Consider the following 21,383-nt stretch of genomic DNA (forward strand, 5'->3'; position numbering starts at 1 on the left):
ACAAACCAACAGATGGTTTTGATTTTTTTAGGCAATCTTTATTAGAATCATTTAAGGGAACGCTGATAACGCTGATTTTGCAGATACACACAGATGAAAAAAAATCAGTGAAAATCCGCTCTATCGGCATTATCAGCGTTCTAAAAAAACCTTTTTTATTCGCTGTTTTTTTGATTACTTCATCCTGTGAAAAATAAGTGGATCACTTTTAGGGAATTTTTTTATTACTTGAGTTTAAAAAAACTCGGAAACTATCTTCTTTTATTTTGCTCTTTTTACTGGAGCAGAGTAATCAAAAAACCAAGAATTTGGGGCCTTCCAACGACTTTATCCATAGAACCTACCACCAGTTGTAACCTCCGCTGTCCCGAATGCCCTAGTGGATTGCGGAGTTTTACAAGGCCAACCGGCATGTTGGAGGAACAGGTTTTTCGGCAAATCATTGATCAAACCAAAGATCATCTGACTTATCTACATCTCTATTTTCAGGGAGAACCTTTTCTGCATCCAAATTTCCCGGAGCTGATCAGCTATGCCGACAAGTCCGGAATATTTACCTCCACCTCCACCAACGGACATTACCTGACCAAAAAAAATGTGGGTGCCATCATCGACTCCGGGTTGAAACAGTTGATAGTTTCAATGGATGGAATCACACAGGAAATCTATCAGGATTACCGCGTAGGAGGCAAATTGGCAAAAGTGGAGGAAGGATTGTTTGAATTGATCCATAGAAAAAGGGAATTGAAAAAAAGATTTCCCAGAATTATTCTGCAGTTTTTGGTAACAGGGAAAAATGAACACCAAATCCCGGAATTGAAGATATGGGCAAAAAATATTGGGGTAGATGAACTTCAATTAAAAACCACCCAGATTTATGGTTTTGAAAACGGTTCGGAACTGATCCCTCAAAACACCCAATATTCCAGGTATATCCCTAATGGAAATGGCACTTGGAAACTCAAAAAGGAGATCCAAAACAAATGCTGGAGAATGTGGCAAGGAGCAGTATTTACTTGGGATGGAAAATTGCTCCCTTGCTGTTTTGATAAAGACGGGCAACATGTGATGGGGAAAATCCAGGAAAATCACCTGAAAGATATCTGGAATAACAATGCTTACAATGCCTTCCGAAAACAGTTATTGAACGACCGCACACAGATTGAAATCTGCAAAAACTGTACAGAGTAGAAAGCCGCTTTGCTCAAATTAATTCTACTAATATTTCTTTACAGCATGGAATAATTATCTTTACGCAGATTTTATCACATTTCAGAAAGCTTACGCAATTGGTTTATACAAATTGTTCGAAAAGTATAAGCAAGAATTATAAATTAATGATACCATATTTCACGAAAAATTTCCCAAATAACCACCTCCTGATCAAATTTGCGGGATTATTTTTATTGGTTCTTTCCCTGTGCTGCAGCCTCCCCCAAATATTGCATGCCCAATCCATCTCAGATATTGCAAACATCAAAGTAGATGATTTGACAGATGCACAAATCAGGGAACTCATCCGAAGGGCCAACGAAGCCGGATTATCGGAATTTGAACTGATACAAATGGCCAGAATCAGGGGTGTTTCAGAGGTTGAGTTGGAAAAATTGAAAGAAAGAGTCGAAAAAATGGATATTTCGGCAGTCGGAGGAAGATTAGGTGCTACCGCTTCGAAAAGGGAACCCAGAAAACAAACTGACCTGAATGAAATCTCCCAAGGTCTGTTCAAAGAACAAAGTGATCTGATCGGATTGGAAGAGGAACCTTCGCCCTATTTTGGTGGTGATATTTTTTATAACAAAAAAAGGAGATTGACTTTTGAGCCTAACCTAAATATTGCTACTCCAAAAAATTATGTTCTCGGACCGGGTGATTTGGTCTATGTGGATGTTTATGGCCAATCTGAAAAATACTATGAGTCCATCGTCACAGCAGATGGTTTCATACTTCTCGATAATGTCGGTCCTATCAATATCTCCGGAAAAACAATTGAAGAAGCTGAAGGCATTATCAAAAACCGGCTATCCTCATTCTTCACGGATCTGAGAGGTCCCAATCCAAGTACTTTTATGCAACTTACTTTGGGTAATGTCAGAACTATCAAAGTTCATTTGGTAGGCGAGTTGAGATTACCGGGAACCTTTACCCTAAGTGCATTCAGTACTGTTTTCAATGCCCTATATGCTGCCGGAGGTCCGAATGACAATGGAAGTATGCGAAGCATCAAAGTAGTCCGAAACGGCAAAATCATTAATACTTTGGACATTTATGATTTTTTAATAAATGGAAATGCCAATTTAAACTTCCAGTTAAAAGATCAGGATGTCATTTTGGTTGAACCATTTATTTCCAGAGTAACTGTAATCGGGGAAGTAAAAAGACCTAAAATATTTGAAGTCAAAGATGGGGAGAATTTCAGTCAGCTCTTGGAATATGCCGGTGGATTTACCGACGAGGCTTTCAAAGACCGTATTGCTGTCACCAGGATTTCAGGAAAGGAAAAGACCGTTTCAGATATATTCAATGACCAGTTTTCCATTTTCATGGTAAAAGGAGGGGATCAGTATACAGTAGGAAGAGTACTCGACAGATATACCAACCGTGTTCAGATAAAAGGTGCGGTGTTCAGGGAAGGCAATTTTGCATTGACAGAAGGCATGACCTTGGGGCAATTGATCAAAAATGCAGATGGTATACGTGGAGAAGCATATTTGGAAAGGGCCAGCATTCTGAGGACTTATGATGACTTGAGTACAGAGGTGATTTCTGTCAATCTGCGGGACATATTAAGTGGAAACAGCGCGGATATTCCTTTAAAGCGGGAAGATGTTGTCCGAATTTCCAGTATATATGATCTTCAGGAAGAATTCTATGTGCAAATTACCGGCGAGGTGAAAAATGCGGGAACTTACCCCTATTCCAAGGGAATGACCGTTGAAGATCTCATAATCCTTGCAGGAGGACTCAGAGAATCTGCCAGTAGCAAGGACATTGAAATCGCACGGAGATCCCAAGATTCGAACGTAGGGACATTCTCTGAACTGATTCCTGTAAACATCAATGTGGATTTGACCATTCAGGAAAATCCCATCACTTTATCCCCCTATGACAATGTAATCATCAGAAGAAAGCCAAATTTCACTTTGGACAAACTGGTACAGGTAGAAGGACAGGTTAATTCCCCCGGGATTTTTGCAGTAACAACTGCCGAGGAAAGAGTCTCCGACTTGATTAAAAGGGCAGGCGGATTGACTGATTATGCCTATACAAAAGGGGCGACATTGATCCGGAGAACAGAATTTTATGAAACAGAATCAGAACAGCTAAGAAGGCAGCGAAATCTGGAAGATTTACAGCTAAAGCTACAGGCTGACCCTAACAATACCGAAGCACAGGAACTGTTACTTGAAAGGTTATTTAAAGATTTGGGAAACCTGCCAGTGGATAGCGCAGAAGGCCTGGCTGCGATCGAGTCTAAAAGAGAGACCTTAATGGGAATAGCAGAAACCAAAACCGGACTGGGTCAAATTAAAATCAAACAGAGAGAAGCTGTTGCGATAGACCTGGAGGCCATCTTGAGCAATCCTGGTTCGGATAAAGATCTGATTTTGGAAGAAGGCGATATCATCTCCATTCCCAGACAATTGCAAACAGTCAGGATGCGTGGAGATGTGGTATACCCTGCCACAGTGAGGTATGAAAACCAAAAAGGCATGAAATATTATATCAACCGCGCAGGCGGCTATGATATCCGGGCCAATAGAAAAAGAACTTATGTGGTCTATGCCAATGGGGAAGTATCCAGAACCAAAGGCTTTTTGGGAATAAGGGCTTATCCATCCATAGAACCCGGCGCTGAGGTAATCGTGCCTACCAAAGGTCCAAGAATCCCAATCAGACCCGGAGAAATAATTGCATTGACTACAGGATTGGCCACCTTGGCTTTGATCATCACTCAACTCAATCCTAATTGACATGGAGGGAAAGCAGCACATCCTGGATGACAAAATCACCTTCAGGGAAATAATCCAAAGATTCAGGGAATGGATTTATTTTTTCATTGGAAAATGGAAAACCTTGTTGATCGCATTGATAATCGGAATAGCTTTGGGTGCTTTGGTATCCATTCTCAAAAAGCCCATATACCATGCAGAAACAACATTCGTCCTGGAAGAATCTGACATGGAAGGTATTGGCCAAATGTCCGGACTTGCTTCCCTTTTGGGCATTAATATTGGGTCCATCGGTTCTTCCAGCGGAATATTCCAAGGGGACAACATTATGGAGCTTTACAAGTCTGACAATATGTTGGGTAAAACCCTACTCAGTCCTTTTAATGCCGAATCTTTATTGATTGACCGTTACATTGAATTCAATAAGCTATCCATGAAATGGAAAAATAAAGTTGACCTGGACCAAATGGATTTTTCCATTTCCAGAGAAAGGTTTTCTGTCAGTCAGGATTCTGTGGTGAAAGAAATTTCAAAACTGATCCGGGAAAAACAACTTTCTGTTGAAAAACCCAACAGAAAACTCAGCATCATTCAGGTAAACATCAATTCAAAAGACGAAGCTTTTGCCAAATCTTTCAATGAATCTTTAGTTGCCAATGTGAATTCCTTTTATTTCGAAACCAAAACAAAAAAAACGGCCGAAAATCTCAGAATCCTACAGATGCAATCGGATAGTGTTCGGGCAGTTTTGGATGAAAACCTGGTAGAGTTTGCCGGCATGACTGATAATATCCCCTTTCCAAACCCTTTACTTCAAACGGCTACTGTAGAAGGAAGAAAAAAACAAATTGATATTCAAGCATCCTCCGCTGTCTATGCCGAGATCACTAAAAATCTGGAAATAGCCAAAGTCAATCACCGCAACAATTCCCCCCTCATTCAAATTATTGATGGACCTAGATTTCCTTTAAAAATGACCAAAATCAAACTGTTGAAAGGGATGGTTTTTGGAGGAGCCATTTTGATATTGCTTGCAATAGTTTTTTTGTATTTCAAAGAATTGTACAGGATTCATATCGGTGAAGCCTAATTCAAAAAAAGCTTTTATGATATGATTGAAAGACTAAACCCATATTCCTTTAACAATCTAATCAGAAACAAATCCTTACAGAATTTTATTTTTTTAGCGACCATTCAGGCATCCAATGTTGTCATCTCTTTGATTACCATCCCCTTATTGATCCAATCCATCGGTGTGGATCAATTTGGCTTAGTAAATCTTGCCTTATCAGTCATTGTACTTTGTAATATCCTTGTGGGTTTTGGATACAACCTAAGCGCACCAAGGGAAGTAGCAATCAATCATCAGAATAAAGAAGCCCTCTCGCATTTAGTTTCCAACATCATTGGTAGTAAGGTATTGATGGCCTTTTTTGCAACGTTGGGAATAGGTGTTGCCATCTTTGGATTGGGTATGTTCAAGGAATATCAATGGATCCTTTTATTCTCTGTCCTTTTATTGTTTTCAGAAGCAACCCTTCCTTTATGGTTTTTTCAGGGAATGGAAAAAATGAAGCTGATTTCCATAGCCAATATTTTTAGCAAACTTTTATTTCTTATGGGTTTGGTACTTTTCATTCATTCCCCAGAACAAGCGAAATGGGTCAATTTTATAATGGGGGGAGCAGGTTTGGGTATCAATATGCTGCTCTTGCTTTATATCCATTATCAGCTGAATATCAAATTTTACAAACCAAAATTCATTCAGCTGTTTACTTCACTCCATGAAAACGGGTTGTTGTTTCTCTCGAATCTTGCATCACATATTTCCATCAATGGCGGTTTGATTATCCTGAGTTTTTTTTCAACCGCAGAAATTCTGGGGATGTTCAGTTTGGCGGAGCGCATTTCAATGGTTTTGAGGATTTTTCCTTCCTTGGTAATTCAGGCCATCTATCCCAATGCCTCAAGACTGCTGCAATCGGATCTCCCTCAATTTATCCGCTTTATCAAAAAAGTCTATGGTATTTCCTTGCTTTTGGGGCTTTTGGGTTCCTTGACAACTTTCACACTGGCTCCATTTATCATTCAGGTACTTTCAAAATCAGAATTGGAAGAATCAGTCGTTTTTATGAAAGTTCTGGCTTTTTTACCTTTTCTTGCATGCCTGAATATTGCCAATGTGATTATTTTCCTGGTGAAGGACCAGAAGAACCTGATGTTTAAATCTTCTTGGTTGATGTTTATTTATATGATTTCGGCATCCCTGATACTTACAAGCCAATTTGGAGCTTTAGGACTTTGCTATGCATTGTTGTCCACTGAGGTCATTGTCCTGCTGATCTCCACTGTATTGAATTGGATTTACAACAAGCCGTTAGTTTTAAGTATAGCAAGGACCTTTTGAAAAGAATAGCATTGATGGAGAGGAAAAACAGCTGTTTGGCATGTGGGAATACAAAAGACAATAGTTTTTACACAGCCAGTGAAAAAATGCACGGATTGGGCGGGAAGTTCGAATACATGTCCTGCGGCGCCTGTAAATCCCTGCAACTAGTGCATATTCCCGAAGACTTGTCTCCTTATTACCCTGTTGATTATTATGCTTTTGGAAGATTGGTCTATAGCTCCGGGTTGAAAAATTTATTCAAAAGATGGAGAAAAAAGCTTTTTGACCTTCAATTGTGGAAGTTTGGCTATCCTGAATATTTGGATTGGATAGCACCTTTGAATCTCCATGAAAACGATCGTATTGCGGACATTGGATGCGGCAATGGGCAATTGGTCTATGAATTGAAATGCTCCGGTTTCAAAAATCTGTTAGGGTTTGATCCTTATCTTCCTGAAGAAATGACCATGGAAGGTCTTGAACTGCAAAAAAGGAATGTTTTCGGGATTTCAGGCCTTTATGATGTAATTATGCTTCACCATTCTTTTGAGCATATGGAAAATCCCATTGAGGTCATGGACAAGTTAAACAGCCTGCTCAAAAAAGGGGGAAAGCTGTTGATTCGCGTGCCTGTAACAGATGCGGAAGTCTGGGAACAGGAAAAAACGGATTGGTTTCAGTTGGATGCCCCCCGCCATTTTTTTATCCCCAGCAAAAAATCCATGAAAATTCTGGCAGAAAAATGTGGATTTAAACTGGAACAAATCATTTTTGATAGCAATGAATTCCAGTTCATTATTACGGATATGTATAAGAAAGGAAAAACCCTAACTGGAAATAATCCTGAAAATTGGGTAGATCGAAAAACCAGAAAGAGTTTACAACAAAAAGCCAAAATCCTTAATCAGTCGCATAAAGGTGATCAGGCATGTTTCTATTTTGAAAAGGCTTGAATGAATATTGAAGATAATCATACAAAAAAATATTACTGAGAATATTACATGAAAAGTGAAGGGAATCCCTCTGTTGGAATAGTGGTAATCAATTGGAATAGTTTCGGCCATACGCATCAATGCTTGCTTTCATTGAAAAAAGTCACTTACCCCAATTTCAAGGTTTTCATAGTGGACAATGGATCTTCAGATGGTTCCGGGAAACAATTGGAGGAAAAGCATGGGGATTTTGCCCGGTTTATTTTCCACCATGAAAATGCTGGCTTTGCGGGCGGAAACAATATCGGTATCGCTGAGGTAATCAAGCAGGGCTATGATTATGTGATGCTTCTCAACAATGATACAGAATCCGAACCGGATTTTCTGGATCATTTGGTGAATAGATTAGAAAAAAATCCTTCTTTTGGAGCTGTCCAACCCAAATTCTTTTTTCTGCTGGAAAAAAATAAAATCTGGAATGCAGGGGGAAAGTTTATTTCTTTTTTGGGCATGACCCGGACTATCGGTTACAATCAGCCTGATCTCGAAAAATACAACCAACCCAAAACCATTGATTGGATTACAGGCTGTGGCTTTCTGGTATCCTCAGCTATAGTCAAAGAAGTAGGTATGCTCAATGAGAAATTTTTTATTTACTATGAAGATGTGGATTGGTCTTTTCGTATCAGAAAAGCGGGATATAAACTGGCATATGAACCAAAATCTGTTGTTTATCATGAAGCCGGCATGGCCCAAAAATCCAAAGTAAAAAAAGAAGAAGGATATGTCAATCCTTTCGTTCATTACCTGAGAAGCAGAAATCAGGTTTGGCTTTTGAGAAAATATACGCCTTGGTATTACGTCCCCACTGTTACCTTGTTTGTTGGAGCTAAGTACCTTTCTTTTATGGGATACTTTCTTTTCCGTAAAAGATTTAAAAAGCTTACTTTTGCAGCGAAAGGTTTAAAAGAAGGAATTTTCCACGAAGGAATTTAAATTAAAGAATGAAATCTATATTAGTTACAGGTGTAGCAGGACTTTTGGGATCTAGGCTTGCAGATTGGTTGCTCACAAACAAAAAAGAATACCGGATTATTGGAATTGATAACCTTTCAGGAGGATATATCGAAAATATCCCTTCAGGAGTTAAATTTTACAACGTTGACCTTGCTACGGGAGATCTATCAACTATTTTTTCTGAAAATGACATAGAATATGTCTTTCACCTCGCAGCTTACGCTGCTGAAGGTCTCAGCCCATTTATCCGGATGTTCAATTATTCCAACAATTTGGTGGCTACTGCAAATGTTGTCAATAACTGTATCATATACAGCACTAAAAGATTGGTATTCACTTCCAGTATGGCAACCTATGGCGTTGGGACTCCACCCTTTGATGAGAGTCACCAACCTGCACCAATTGACCCTTATGGAGTCGCCAAATATGCCTGTGAATTGGATATTCAGATTGCTGGCGAGCAACATGGCCTGGATTGGTGTATTATCCGTCCGCATAATGTGTATGGATTAAACCAAAATATATGGGACAAATACCGCAATGTGCTTGGGATTTGGATGTACCAGAAATTAATCGGCGAGCCTTTTTCCATTTTTGGTACAGGTGAGCAACTCCGGGCATTTACCTATATAGATGACATTTTGGAACCGCTTTGGCTTACTGCCTCCAAACCCGAAGCCTCCAAGCAAATCATCAACTTAGGCGGGACCAAGGAATATAGTATAAAAGAAGCCGCAGAACTCCTCGCTGAAATAGTAGGAGGCCATGAAATCCAGTATTTTGAGTCAAGACATGAAGTGAAGTTGGCTTTTGCTACTCACGAAAAATCCAAAGAGATTTTGGGTTTTGAAGACAAGACAAGTCTCCGGGACGGTTTACAGAAAATGTGGGATTGGGCCAAAACCCAACCACAAAGAGAACGGTTCCAATGGGAAGAATATGAAGTAGAAAAAGGCATGTATTCCTTTTGGAAAAAATAGAATGACTCATATATCCAAGACTAACACGCTGGTTTTTCCTGATATAGACGCCTATTCCAAAGAAATCGGCCTTTCAACGGAAGTCCTGAAAGAAGCCTACAAAATCGAAAGTCATTACCACGAATTATTGGTCAATGAACAAGACGGGCAAAAGCGTGAAAAGCTCTACGATGAATTTTATTCCAATTTATTGAATTTTTATGGGAGAACTGCCAAGACCGATGGTTCATTGGATAGCAGAATAGCTACAAAAGATCCACAGGTTTCGCTTTTCGAAAAAGAACTGAAAGGCAAATCCATCATTGATTTTGGATGCGGGGAGGGCTATTTTTTGATGAACATCCAAAAAAAGCTTCCTTACAAGAAATTGACCGGAGTAGATGTTTTTATACCTGATAGTCTAAAGAGCCATCAAAAAATCAAGTTTATTGAATCAGGAATTATACATTTTCAATCCGAAGAAAAATTTGAACTTGCTTTTTCAGACAATGTTATAGAACATTTGGCACCATTGGATCTAATGGACCATCTTCAGTCGGTATATGACAGTCTGCTGCCGGAAGGTAAATTTATTTTGGTGATGCCTAATCGGTTGTTTGGACCCATGGACGTCACCAGGATTTTGGATAATTCAAGTTCAGGTAGAATAGAAGCAAAAGGCGGCCATCTTAACGAATCTACTTACCATGAGATGGTAGATGCATTGTCTAAAGTAGGTTTTGGAAATTTTCAGACCGTATTGCCCATCCCGAAATACAAATACACGCTATTCAAAAACAACCGGATCAGACCAAAGGGAATAATCGGAATTGAGAAAAGTAAGTTTTTATTGAATATATTCAGGGGGATAAAAGTCAATGGAAGGTGTCCGATTCGGTTCACCGTTACTTTAATCTGTCAAAAGCCTGAAAACCGTTGATCAATAATTTATTGTTTTTGTTTGTCTTATTGGGTTTTGTACCGCTGTTGTACCTGACTCTCAAAGCCATGATTTTCAAAGGAAAATGGGAATATGTGGTGTATTTTCTTTTGGCCTACCTCCCATTTCATATTACCGTCTTGAGCATTACCTATCAGGCTACTTTTTCTGCTGTTCCGGTTACTTTTTTTCAGTTGACCAAAGATTTCTTGGTGATATTAGCTTTTATACTCTTTATCCTATATCACAGAAATATATTTGAATACCCTTTTAAACTCAATAGGATAGATAAGATTTTTTCCATCTTTATTGGCCTTGCCTTTTTGTATCTTTTGCTTCCTCTTGGAGAAACTACATTTCTCAACAAGGTCTTCTATTTCAAAAATATGCTTATCCCATCATTGGTATATATGCTGGGAAGAAATACAAGATTCGAAAACAAAGAAGTGGGCAAAGTCTTCCGAATCATCTTTTTTATTGCGATTGCTGCATTTGTTTTCAATCTATTGGAAGGGATTTTGGGAACCCATATCCAAAGCTTTACCGGATATGCCTTATTCAACCAAGGAATTAATAACGTTGAGCCCACAGGAAATTTTGGTTTATCCTGGACTTTTGAAACACAGGCCATCACCAAGCGATTTGCCTCATTCTTCTCTGACCCTTTGGAATTGGCCAGTTCGGTTTTGATGGGATTTGCAGCAGGATTGATCTGGTATTTGACTTCAAAAAGAGAAGAATCATTTCTCTACCTGTTAGTCATGTTGTGTTCTATGGGAAGTTTGTTTTTTTCCGCATCAAGAGCAGCTTTTGCCGCCTTTTTTGTGATGATTTTTTTTATTGCGGTTATTTTCAGGTTGTATAAACTGATCTTATTTGGGGTTTCTCTGGCATTGATTTTTGTATTGTATGTGATTTTCTTTGCCTCAGAAGACTTCTATTTCTTTGTAATTGACACGCTTACTTTCCAAAATGAATCCAGCATCGGACATGTTGTGGAATGGTTTTTGGCATTGGATTCGATGATCGAAAGTCCCTTGGGTATTGGCTTGGCCATGAGTGGCAATCTGGGCAGCGTATCAGAAGAAGTAAGGGTAGGAGGTGAAAACCAATTTTTGATTTATGGCGTACAGATGGGTTTTGTCGGAATGATTTTATATATTTTGCTATTGGCCTATTCGATCTCCTATGCTATCAGAGTCTATAGAAATACTGAGAATGTGATGACGGCAAGAATTGCATTTACCGGTGCAGCAGTCAAAACCGGGATGTTGCTGCCCCTGTTCACTGCCAATGCTGAAATGTATGCCTATGTCAGTTGGACTTCCTGGTGGATGATAGGATATGCCATGAACCACTATTCCAAAATCGGTCTGCAGGATGAAAAAGCCTAAGGTACTTATAGATGTATATTACCTTTATGTCGCCCAGACAGGCATCAAAACCTATATCACTTCCCTATGTGAAGAAATTGCTTCCAGGGAAGAAACAGGTTTTGAGTATATCATCAGCCCGGATTTTCAAAAAGTAAAAGAGAGTGATTTTTTTAGAGGCAAAACGGCTAAATGGAAAAACATTTATTTTCAATTGCTCTATTTTCTGCGCAAACAGCTTGTTCTTCCATTTTTATCCTTTTATCATAAAGCAGATTTGGTGTTCAGTCCGGACATCCTCAGTCCGTTATGGTCTAGGGGCAAGAAAGTGTCAGTGATACATGATACCTTTTTTTGGGACAACCCGGAACATTACCAAAGTCTGTGGCTCAAATATTATTTGTATTTCCTCAAAAATGGTTTGAAAAGGAATGGAGAAATCATCACTATTACCCATTACTCCAAAGAGCGTTTGAGGGAAATAAAAGACTTTAGACACATTCCAAAAAGAGTGGTGTACCCGGCAACAGGTAATACGCTGAGGAATGAAAATCTGAAAAATATCCAACCATTAGATTTCCCATTCTTCCTTCATGTAGGTGTGATGGAAAAAAGAAAAAATTTAGGGATGCTGATTGAAGCCTTTGCTGAATTGGTCCAGCAAAATGATTTTAAGGAATTTAAACTCGTACTTGTTGGTCAAAAAGGCCCAAGAGAAACCTTGGATGACTTCGATCATCTTCAGTCTTTGGTGCAGAAACTCAACTTGAAAGAAAAAGTGGTTTTCCCCGGATATGTTTCTCAGGAAGAATTGGCTGCTTATTTCCAACATGCCGTTGCCTATGTTTTCCCATCACTCAATGAAGGATTTGGGTTACCCATTTTGGAAGCTTTTTCCTATGGGTTACCGGTAATCATTTCCAGACAAGGGGCCTTGATGGAAGTAGCTGATGAAGCTGCCCTGGTTTTGGAAGAAAATACCAAAGATGACCTAAAGATGAAAATGGAGCTTTTGATAAAAAATGAGAGCCTGAGAAAGGAACTGGCAGAAAAAGGCAGAAACAGACTTCAGGAATTTTCCACGGAAAAGTTTTTCCTATCTTTGGAGGATACTTTTAAACAGATTCTGAATGGGTAACTTCTTGGGCAAAACCATCTCCAAACTTACGGGAAACAACCTCCGTGACCGCTTTGGGCCTGAATGGGATTCCTTTTCTACTTTTGGGGTTTTGATCAGAATGGGTATTTGGTGGATCAGAGGCTTTTTTGTCCGTATGAGATTTGGGTCCACTAAAGGTCTGTTTTTAATCGGAAAAAGAGTCACCATTCGACAGGCTTCATTTATTCATGTGGGTAAAAATTTTATCGCCCAGGATAATTGTGAAATCAATGGACTTTCCCAGAAGGGTCTTGTATTTGGTGATAAAGTAACCGTGGGAAGTTATGCCATTATCCGTCCGACCAACCTCTATGGCGGAGAAGCGGGAGTTGGTCTGAAAATCGGTAACAACAGCAGTATTGGACCTTACAGCTATATCGGCTGTTCGGGATATATAGAAATCGGAGATAATGTGATGATGTCCCCCAGAGTCAGTATTTATTCAGAAAACCATAATTTTTCCAATCCGGAAATCCCCATGATCGAACAGGGAGTAACCCGGTCTTTTGTGAAAATTGAAGATGATTGCTGGATTGCAGCCAATTCGGTCATTCTAGCAGGGGTAACCATAGGTAAGGGTTCGGTAATTGCAGCAGGAAGTATTGTCACCAAAGATGTTCCCCTGTATTCCATAGTAGCTGGCAATCCTGCCAAGGTTATAAAAAGCAGAACAGACAAGCAATCCTAACATGGCCCATATACTTATGCTCCATGGTTCCTCGGATTTGTATGGAGCCAGCAAAATTTTTTTGAATTCCATTACTGCCCTTCGAGAAGCGGGACATCAAGTGACGGTGGTACTTTCCGAGGACGGACCCTTGGCCAAAGAATTGGAAAGTTCAGGTATAGAGCTGCATTTTCAAAAAATGGGGATTTTAAGAAGGAAATATTTCAACCTTCCCGGACTTCTTAACCGTGCAAAAACCATTTGGAAAGCGAAAAAATTTTTAGAAAAACTGATAACCGAAAAACAAATAACCCATCTGTATTCCAATACCTCCGCAGTATTAGTTGGCGCATTTGTGGCCAAAGAAAGAGGCATCAGGCATATATGGCATTTGCATGAGATATTGGTAGGCCCTCAATGGTTTGTTTCATTGATGGGAATGCTGATCAACAGGTATGCTGATTTGGTGGTGGTAGTTTCTCAGGCAGTTTGGGACAATTGGAAATCCAAGGTATCCGAATCCAAAATGCTTTTGCTTTATAATGGCATTGATTATTCACCCTACCTCCTCCAATCGACCGATATCAGAAATGAAATTCCTAAAGCCGAAGGCAAGATTCTAATCGGAATGATAGGCAGGGTCAATCATTGGAAAGGGCAACCTTACTTTTTGGAAATGGCCAAAGAGCTGATTCATGAATATCAAAATATCCATTTTCTGATAGTAGGCGACGCTTATCCCGGGACTGAAGCTTTTGTAACTGAGATGTTGGAAAAAATTAAAACCTTGGGTTTAAATGAGCATATTACCTACTTGGGTTACAGAGAAGATATTCCTGCAATCCTACAGAGTCTGGATATATTTGTGCTTCCTTCTACGCTTCCCGATCCTCTTCCTACGGTGATTTTGGAGGCCATGGCTTCTTCCAAGCCTGTAATTGCTACCCAACATGGGGGAGCATGCGAAATGATCATTCATAACGAAACGGGCTATCTGATTCCTTGGAGCAATGCAAAAGAAGGAGCACAATTTATTGGCAAACTGATAGCAGACAAAACTAAAAGAGAAGAAATGGGAGCAAAAGGTAAAGTCCGGGTGTTGGAGAAATTTTCATCAGATACATATCAGACCAAATTCATCAAACTTTTCGGAGATGTCAAAAAATAAAGACCAACTCAAAGTCTGTATTCTAGGTGCCAAAGGCTACCCCTATGTATATGGAGGATATGACACTATGGTCAAAGAATTGGGAGAAAGACTGCAAAAAAAAGGGGTAGATGTAAGGGTCTATTGCCATAGGTCACTTTTCAAAGAAAGACCTGCAGAAGTGAATGGGATCAAGCTGATTTACACACCTGCCATAGAATCCAAAAGTCTTACCCAACTTTCCCATTCCTTTGTTTCTATGCTTCATGCCTGTTTCTCTGACGTGGATGTTATTTTTGTGGTCAATAGTGCCAATGGTCCTTTCGGAATTCTTTCACGGCTTTTCAGAAAGCCTACAGCCATAAATGTAGATGGGTTGGAATGGCTTAGACCCAAATGGAAAGGGTTTGGGTCAAAATACTTCTTTTGGGCATCCAAAATGGCAACAAGGTTTTACGATCAGGTCATCAATGATTCGGATGAAATGAAGCGCATATATCTGGAACTTTTCCATAAAGATTCCAAAGTCATTGCCTATGGCGCCAATCCTTCTTTTGAATCTGACGTCAAAAAACTGAATAAGTGGTCCCTTGAAAAAGAAAGCTACTATTTAATTGTTGGCCGGTTGATCCCGGATAATAATGCTGATTTGATCATCTCAGGCTTTGTAAAATCCGAAAGCAAACGAAAACTGGTGATTGTAGGAGACGTGCCTTACAAAGACCCGTATGTGGACAACCTAAAAGCGATCCAAGATCCCAGGCTTTTGTTTACAGGATATGTGACGGATTCTGAGGAATTAAAAGCTTTATACCACAATGCTTATGCCTATTTCCATGGTCATGAATTTGGCGGAACCAATCCCGCTATGTTGAAAGCTTTGGGATATGGATGTGCCATCCTGGCATTGAATACAGCTTTCAACCAGGAGATGCTTCAAAACGGAAAGCATGGATGGTATTTTGAAAAAAGTGCAAAAGCAGTTTCAGAAATAGTGGGTAAAGCTGAAAATTCACCGGAAGAACTGGATTTGCTTCGCCAAACTGCCAGAGATGGATTGACCCAAAAGTACAATTGGGATTTTGTAACAAATCAATATCTGCATGTTTTTGAGGATTTGAAAAAAAAGAATGGCAAGGCATAATTTTGGTAACCTCAACTTGAAAGCTTTACTAAAAAAGAATTATTTTATACTTTCCCAAAATCAAATCTCTGAAGCACCTCCCATCTCCCATCTACCTTTTTTAATAAAGCAACATTATTGACAGAATAATCCTCTTTGAATTTTTGGGTTTTGACAAACTCCCAATACTCGTCGAATAATTTTGGTTTGACATCTTTGAATGCAATGGTCATATGGGGATGATAAGCCCTATCACTGAGTTCCTCGACCAATTTCAGTTCCATCTTACAGAATTTGGAAAGTGAAAGCTGAAGCGCTGTTAACTCGGTATTTTCCTTGACATGGATAAAAATCACCCTTCTTCCAAATCTATCAAAACCTTTTAATATCAAGTTAAAAGCCTTATGTGCTGTGAAATATTCTTCCAATTTTTGCCCGAGAATATCCTCCTTGTTTTCGTTCCATAGAAAAGGCATCTTTAAAGTGATATGGGCAGGGGACTTCAAGGCGTATTTCAGGTTGAATTTTTCCTTCATCAGATTTTTCAAGTCAGTAGCTTGAGTCTGAATCTTACCTTCAGGCACGATGGCAATAAAATATTTGGCAGGAGAATTTCCCATAAAGAACAAATATAAGGGTTTTGGGAAAGGAGAAAATTCATTTAAAATAAGATTACTTCAAATTGTATATACAATTATTCCAAAGAATATTTTAAAAGTGTAAATTGAAAATCAATAAATACCATTCACTCATATGAAGAATTTTGAAAAGGCCATGGTTGGCTTGGATTTAACAGAAATGGATGAAATTTTGATTCCAAAGATGGCTGTCATCTCAGAATTATTGGGAGTCAAAAAAATTTATTTTATCCATGTTAGTAAAGACTTATCCCTTCCTGAGGAGATTAGGAAAAATTTCCCCGACCTGATAGCCCCTGCTGATGAAGCTATAAAGTCTGAAATCAATACTTTGATCAGCGACAGTAAATTTCCAAAGACTGTTGAAATCGAAATTATCGTAGAGGAAGGAAATCCCATGTCCACAGTTTTAAGATGGGCGAAGATCAAAGATGTGGATCTCATGATAATGGGAAGAAAAAAAGTGTTGGAGGGTTCGGGCTCCTTAGCCAAATCCATGGCACAAAAAGCCCCGTGTTCCGTCTTGTTTCTAGCCGAGAAAGCGGAAATAAAGATTCCGAAAAAAATCCTTGTTCCCATGGACTTTTCCTCCTATTCTCATTTTACTTTTCAATTTGCAGAAAAATTAGCAGAAGAGTTTCACGCAGAGATTTTTGGGTTTCACCTTTATGAAGTACCTACAGGGTATTACAAAACCGGAAAGTCGTTTGATGAATTTGCCAGTATCATGGAGACCAATGCTAAGAATGATTATGAAAAATTCTTAAGTAAGCACAACCATAAACCGTTCGAGTGCATGTTTGTGCTCAAAGACAACGGAAACGAAGGAAAGTATATCATTGAAAAAGCTAAGGAAATTGAGATTGATCTGATTTTGATGGGCAGCAGGGGAAGAACTGCCTCAGCCGCGGTATTATTGGGAAGTGTTGCAGAAAAACTGGTTCAGACCAACAATGAAATACCTATGCTTATTTTCAAAAAGAAGGGTGAAACCATGAGCTTTTTTGACGCTTTGCTCAAAATGTAGCTTTTACTTTATTTTTGGACAGGATTTCCCTTTATTTTACCATAGCGTTTCTTTGATTTGGTTTGTGAAAATGAACGAGCATTAATCACCAAAAAGCACTGAAATGCTGAATTGAAACTTATTGTCTATGATTTATCGGATACTGACTTAAATGAGTACTTGTATCTGAATCAATAGGCTTTCTCCCTGTTAGAAATCAATTCAAATACAGTTAGGACACATATCTTAAGGTCAAGTAAAATAGACCAATTCTGAATGTAAAAATAATCCAATCGAACCCTGGAACGGATTTGATGGGGTTTTTCTATTTCCCCTCTATAACCCTTGACTTGAGCCAATCCTGTAATCCCCGGTCTTATTTTATGGCGGCTGTTATATTTTTCGATCTGTGTTTTGAATACCTTGTTCATCGGTAAGGTATGTGGTCTTGGACCAACAATGGACATATCCCCAATCAATACATTTAAAAACTGAGGCATCTCGTCCAAAGAAGTCATTCTCAAAAAAGCACCGATTTTTGTAACTCTGGGATCATTCTTAACTGCCTGATGTGTATCAGCATAATCATTAGGGGTCATAGACCGGAACTTGATACATTTAAAGACTTTGTTATTCTCTCCGTTTCTTTCCTGAATAAAGAAAATGGGACCTTTTGATTCAATTTTGATTAATAATCCAACAAGTGGGATCAGCCAACTCAAAATAAATACCGTGACAAAAAATGAAAAGATGACATCAAATACTCTTTTAAAAACCCTGTTGAAAGCATTGTCAAGAGGAATATCATTGACGTTAATGACGAAAAAGTCTCCGTATTTTGAAAAGGAAAGGTTTTTTTCCAATTGCAGTGAGCCCCCTGGAATTACTTTAACCTTTATATAATTTTCATCAGCAAAATTGATGATTTTTTTAACTTTCTTTTCGTCGAGATGCTCATTGATGTAAATCTGATCAACTTTCATTTCAATGGCTTCTTCAAAAAACTTACTGATTCCGCCACGAGTCAAACCTGAACTGTCCTGATCATCATAATATCCTAAAAATTTGATGCCAAAATCTTTCCTGATTCTGAAAACCTTCGCCAATTGATCACTCGTACCTCCTGTACCCAATATCACTGCTCTTCTGAAATTATGTCCGGATTCCCTGTATTTCCTTAAAACCAGCAATACTCCTACTCTGTAAATTCCTAGAAAAACCAATAAACTTGCCGACAGGTACAGAAAAGAGAGCAATCTCAAAGAATTGTCATGAAACGGCATCCATATCATTGATATGATTACCAAAAACCAGGCTAATGAACTCAACAACTTTCTGAAAGTCTGCTCAGCTTCGTTGGTACGGCTTAGTTTATAATCTTCCTTAAGTATGGTAATGACCATCCAGATCATAATAAAGGCTGGGAAATTGGGATAATCCAATCCCTTGAAGTCCACAAAAGGTTGAAACAATTGGTTGGAAATAAAAAAAGAGAATGAAACTACCGCAATGTCACCTAGAACGAAAAGCCACGGAAAGTATTTGTAAAAGCGTTTTTTCATAAAAATAAATCGTCTTTCAATCTAATACGGTTAATTAATCTTTTCGGATATCTAATTTAACCCGATTTTAGTTGAAAGTTTGGGAGTAATTCTGTTTCGCAGGCAAAATTAAAAAAGATTATCAATGCGCTATTACTTTTGGCATAATTAATTTATTAAAATAAATAGCTTTGTCCTTTAAATTCCTCTTACTGTCTATGATTAATTTTAAAACCTTATTGGCATCTTCTGACAATCCCGATTCTATGGGGCATAAATTCAGAAACCAAAGGTTCAGATTTTTTGAAGAATTACTGACACGGCAATACCAAAATAATTTTCCTGTCAAAATCCTGGATATAGGCGGAATGGAATATTTCTGGAGAGACAAGGATTTATTGAAAAACGGCTTGGTAGAAATCACCCTGCTCAATTTGCAGGCGGAGCAGACCTCAATTCCAGGGCTAAGTTCTGTAGCAGGGAATGCCACAGATTTATCTCAGTTTAAAGACCAAAGTTTTGATTTGGTGTTTTCCAATTCGGTAATCGAACATCTTTACACCTGGGAAAACCAACAAAAAATGGCCAAAGAAATCATCCGGGTTGGGAAAAAGTATTTTGTTCAGACTCCAAACAGACACTTTTTTTTGGAAGCTCATTACGCATTGCCTTTTGCTCAGTATTTGCCCAAAAAGATGACCCATTTCCTACTGACAAAAACAAAGCTAAGCCGTGGAAGCAGGTGGAATCCCAAGGATGCCCAACAATACCTGGACGAAATCCGCTTGCTAACTTTATCTGAGATGAAGCAATTGTTTCCTGAAGCAAAGGTTTACAAAGAGAAATTTTTTGGTTTGACGAAGTCGGTGACGGTGTATAATTTTTAGGAATAAATAAATATGGTGGTTTCCCACAAAGGCACAAAGGCGCCAAGAAAAATCAAATTATTTTCGGTGATTGTGTGGTTTTGTACAAATAAATATTCAACCTGATTTTTTGAAAGTTTGAATCAATAGTCAAGAATACTTTAGTAAATTTTTAAAGAGTGTTTACGGCTACCAAGTCACCACCCCAACCATAGAATCCGCTGTACCATAATATAGGTACCATCGCTCTTTGAAATACACCAGTCCTTCTACAAAAGTAGTTCCATCCACATATTGACCGGATTTCTCAAAGGGGAGCTCAGGTTTGATAAAAGGTTTATCTGTACGATCCAATAATTTCCATGGTTCATTTTTGTCAAAAAGAGCCTGTCCGCCTGTATACAACCTGTTGCCCAAATCCTTTACACCCAAGGATTGCTGATTTCCAGCGTTGTAAAGCACAACAATGCCATCCTTGGTCAGGACAGGCGGAGGACCGGCCTCCACCAACCATGAATCAAAAAATCCTAGCCTTGGACTCAACACAGGAGCCAAATTCCCATCAATGGTCTCCAAAGGTTCCCAATGAATCAAATCATCAGAAGTAGCCAGCCAGATATGCGGCACCCCAAAATACATCCAATACTTACCTTTGATTTTGGCAGCCACCAATTTCCCATCTCTCAATTCCGTTACTATTGCCCCGGATTTGGTTTCTTGATTGTGGTATTTACCCTCTTTGAAATCCTTGAAAATCGGCCCATGCTTTTCCCAGGTTTTCATGTTCATGGAAGTTGCCACAGCCAATCGGGGAAATTCTCTGTTCCATTGGGTGTAGGTCAGCACATACAATCCATCTTGAGTTTCCACAATTCTGGGATCCTCTGTACCTCCGGTCCATTCAAATTCTTTTTGGTTGTCGTCAGTCGGAAAAAATACAGGCTCCTTCATTCGGGCATAATTCACCCCGTCTTCCGAAACCGCCAAACCCAAACGGGAAGTATGTCCGCCGATTTCCAGTTCACCGAGTTTTTCCTCTGCCCGGTAGAGGACATGGATTTTACCATCTTTGACAATGGCTGCCGGATTGAATGTAGCCATCGATTCCCATTTTACCGCTTTCCTGCTCATGGGATCCTGCCAAGATGTTTGGTCAGTTGGGGCAATAATGGGCTGTGCATATTCAGCCCTTTCGAAAGGGCCAAGCATCCATGGTTTTTCTTGGGCGAGGGATGGGAAGGAAACTAGGAGAAGGAGAAACGTGGAAATTTTTATCATTTGGGTTATTTTTTGATTTTGTTTATTAGACCCGAAAGTTAATTTTGGAAAATATAGACCAGAGAATCTTATGGTCTACTCCAAAATATTAGACATAGGCCAAATCGTCTTTAATAGCTAAAAAATATTTTTCCTTTATTCCATTTCTGGAAACCAGATCGACCTTCACTTCTAGCAAATCCTCTAATTCGTCTGCTAGATCAATAAATCCGCTTCCAATTTGGTCATGGAATTCCACTAGCAAGTCCACATCACTGAGTGCAGTTTGTTCATCTCTAGCATATAAACTAAATATCCCCAAACTCTGAATCGGGTACTTTTGAAAGAGAGTTTTTTTCTCCCTTTCCAAAATGGATTTGATTTCCTTCAAGGTTTTCATTTTTTAAATTTTATCA

Annotated in this window: 19 protein-coding genes; 15 read left to right on the forward strand and 4 right to left on the reverse strand. The window is 39.0% G+C overall.

The genetic code is table 11. The features are described 5' to 3' along the window. Positions 1-186 precede the first annotated feature (186 nt). The 13 genes from B9A52_RS03340 (at position 187) to B9A52_RS03400 (ending at position 15,680) form a co-directional block, all read left to right on the forward strand. Positions 187-1,191, forward strand: coding sequence for a radical SAM/SPASM domain-containing protein (locus B9A52_RS03340; protein ID WP_084118975.1), 1,005 nt, complete (start codon positions 187-189; stop codon positions 1,189-1,191). Between the two features lie 146 nt (positions 1,192-1,337). Then, positions 1,338-3,974 (forward strand): SLBB domain-containing protein, encoded by a 2,637-nt coding sequence (locus tag B9A52_RS03345; RefSeq protein ID WP_084118976.1) that lies wholly within the window; start codon positions 1,338-1,340, stop codon positions 3,972-3,974. A 1-nt stretch (position 3,975) separates the two neighbouring features. Continuing rightward, positions 3,976-5,043 (forward strand): GumC domain-containing protein, encoded by a 1,068-nt coding sequence (locus B9A52_RS03350; protein WP_084118977.1) that lies wholly within the window; start codon positions 3,976-3,978, stop codon positions 5,041-5,043. A 21-nt stretch (positions 5,044-5,064) separates the two neighbouring features. Continuing rightward, on the forward strand, positions 5,065-6,360 hold the full coding sequence (locus tag B9A52_RS03355; protein WP_084118978.1) for an oligosaccharide flippase family protein: 1,296 nt from the start codon (positions 5,065-5,067) through the stop codon (positions 6,358-6,360). Beyond that, the gene (locus B9A52_RS03360; RefSeq protein WP_231955455.1) at positions 6,357-7,295 is read left to right on the forward strand and encodes a class I SAM-dependent methyltransferase; all 939 of its coding nucleotides are present in this window, start codon (positions 6,357-6,359) and stop codon (positions 7,293-7,295) included. The genes B9A52_RS03355 and B9A52_RS03360 overlap by 4 nt, the downstream gene beginning before the upstream one ends. 48 nt (positions 7,296-7,343) lie before the next feature. After that, positions 7,344-8,270, forward strand: coding sequence for a glycosyltransferase family 2 protein (locus B9A52_RS03365; RefSeq protein ID WP_084118979.1), 927 nt, complete (start codon positions 7,344-7,346; stop codon positions 8,268-8,270). Between the two features lie 8 nt (positions 8,271-8,278). After that, a complete protein-coding gene (locus B9A52_RS03370) occupies positions 8,279-9,271 on the forward strand; it encodes an NAD-dependent epimerase/dehydratase family protein (RefSeq protein WP_084118980.1) in 993 nt (330 codons plus the stop codon). 1 nt (position 9,272) lies between these two features. Continuing rightward, positions 9,273-10,190 carry a class I SAM-dependent methyltransferase gene (locus tag B9A52_RS03375; RefSeq protein WP_084118981.1) on the forward strand — a complete coding sequence of 306 codons (918 nt, stop codon included), beginning with the start codon at positions 9,273-9,275 and terminating at the stop codon, positions 10,188-10,190. Continuing rightward, entirely contained in the window at positions 10,187-11,584 is a 1,398-nt protein-coding gene (locus tag B9A52_RS03380; RefSeq protein WP_231955458.1) for an O-antigen ligase family protein, read from the forward strand. The genes B9A52_RS03375 and B9A52_RS03380 overlap by 4 nt, the downstream gene beginning before the upstream one ends. After that, the gene (locus B9A52_RS03385; RefSeq protein ID WP_084118982.1) at positions 11,571-12,701 is read left to right on the forward strand and encodes a glycosyltransferase family 4 protein; all 1,131 of its coding nucleotides are present in this window, start codon (positions 11,571-11,573) and stop codon (positions 12,699-12,701) included. Before B9A52_RS03380 ends, B9A52_RS03385 begins: the two co-directional genes overlap by 14 nt. Next, positions 12,694-13,410: an acyltransferase gene (locus tag B9A52_RS03390; RefSeq protein WP_084118983.1), complete on the forward strand. Its 717-nt coding sequence runs from the start codon at positions 12,694-12,696 to the stop codon at positions 13,408-13,410. Before B9A52_RS03385 ends, B9A52_RS03390 begins: the two co-directional genes overlap by 8 nt. A 1-nt stretch (position 13,411) precedes the next feature. Next, positions 13,412-14,557 (forward strand): glycosyltransferase family 4 protein, encoded by a 1,146-nt coding sequence (locus B9A52_RS03395; RefSeq protein WP_084118984.1) that lies wholly within the window; start codon positions 13,412-13,414, stop codon positions 14,555-14,557. After that, entirely contained in the window at positions 14,544-15,680 is a 1,137-nt protein-coding gene (locus B9A52_RS03400) for a DUF1972 domain-containing protein (RefSeq protein WP_084118985.1), read from the forward strand. The genes B9A52_RS03395 and B9A52_RS03400 overlap by 14 nt, the downstream gene beginning before the upstream one ends. 44 nt (positions 15,681-15,724) lie before the next feature. Here the strand turns inward: B9A52_RS03400 and B9A52_RS03405 are convergent, their stop codons facing one another. Continuing rightward, positions 15,725-16,279, reverse strand: coding sequence for a 2'-5' RNA ligase family protein (locus B9A52_RS03405; RefSeq protein WP_084118986.1), 555 nt, complete (start codon positions 16,277-16,279; stop codon positions 15,725-15,727). A gap of 133 nt (positions 16,280-16,412) precedes the next feature. Here B9A52_RS03405 and B9A52_RS03410 point away from each other — a divergent pair, with 133 nt between their 5' ends. Continuing rightward, the gene (locus B9A52_RS03410) at positions 16,413-17,324 is read left to right on the forward strand and encodes a universal stress protein (protein WP_084118987.1); all 912 of its coding nucleotides are present in this window, start codon (positions 16,413-16,415) and stop codon (positions 17,322-17,324) included. A gap of 170 nt (positions 17,325-17,494) precedes the next feature. On the opposite strand, the gene B9A52_RS03415 is transcribed toward B9A52_RS03410, so the two are convergent. Next, positions 17,495-18,865, reverse strand: coding sequence for an exopolysaccharide biosynthesis polyprenyl glycosylphosphotransferase (locus B9A52_RS03415; protein ID WP_084118988.1), 1,371 nt, complete (start codon positions 18,863-18,865; stop codon positions 17,495-17,497). Positions 18,866-19,062: 197 nt separating this feature from the next. Between B9A52_RS03415 and B9A52_RS03420 the strand changes: the two genes are divergently transcribed. Continuing rightward, positions 19,063-19,731 (forward strand): methyltransferase domain-containing protein, encoded by a 669-nt coding sequence (locus tag B9A52_RS03420; protein WP_084118989.1) that lies wholly within the window; start codon positions 19,063-19,065, stop codon positions 19,729-19,731. Between the two features lie 168 nt (positions 19,732-19,899). Here the strand turns inward: B9A52_RS03420 and B9A52_RS03425 are convergent, their stop codons facing one another. After that, entirely contained in the window at positions 19,900-20,988 is a 1,089-nt protein-coding gene (locus B9A52_RS03425; RefSeq protein ID WP_084118990.1) for a glycoside hydrolase family 130 protein, read from the reverse strand. 88 nt (positions 20,989-21,076) lie between these two features. Further along, positions 21,077-21,367 (reverse strand): nucleotidyltransferase family protein, encoded by a 291-nt coding sequence (locus tag B9A52_RS03430; protein WP_084118991.1) that lies wholly within the window; start codon positions 21,365-21,367, stop codon positions 21,077-21,079. Positions 21,368-21,383 lie beyond the last annotated feature (16 nt).

Origin of the sequence: Aquiflexum balticum DSM 16537 (genome assembly GCF_900176595.1) — a bacterium.
GTDB classification, from domain to species: Bacteria; Bacteroidota; Bacteroidia; order Cytophagales; family Cyclobacteriaceae; genus Aquiflexum; species Aquiflexum balticum.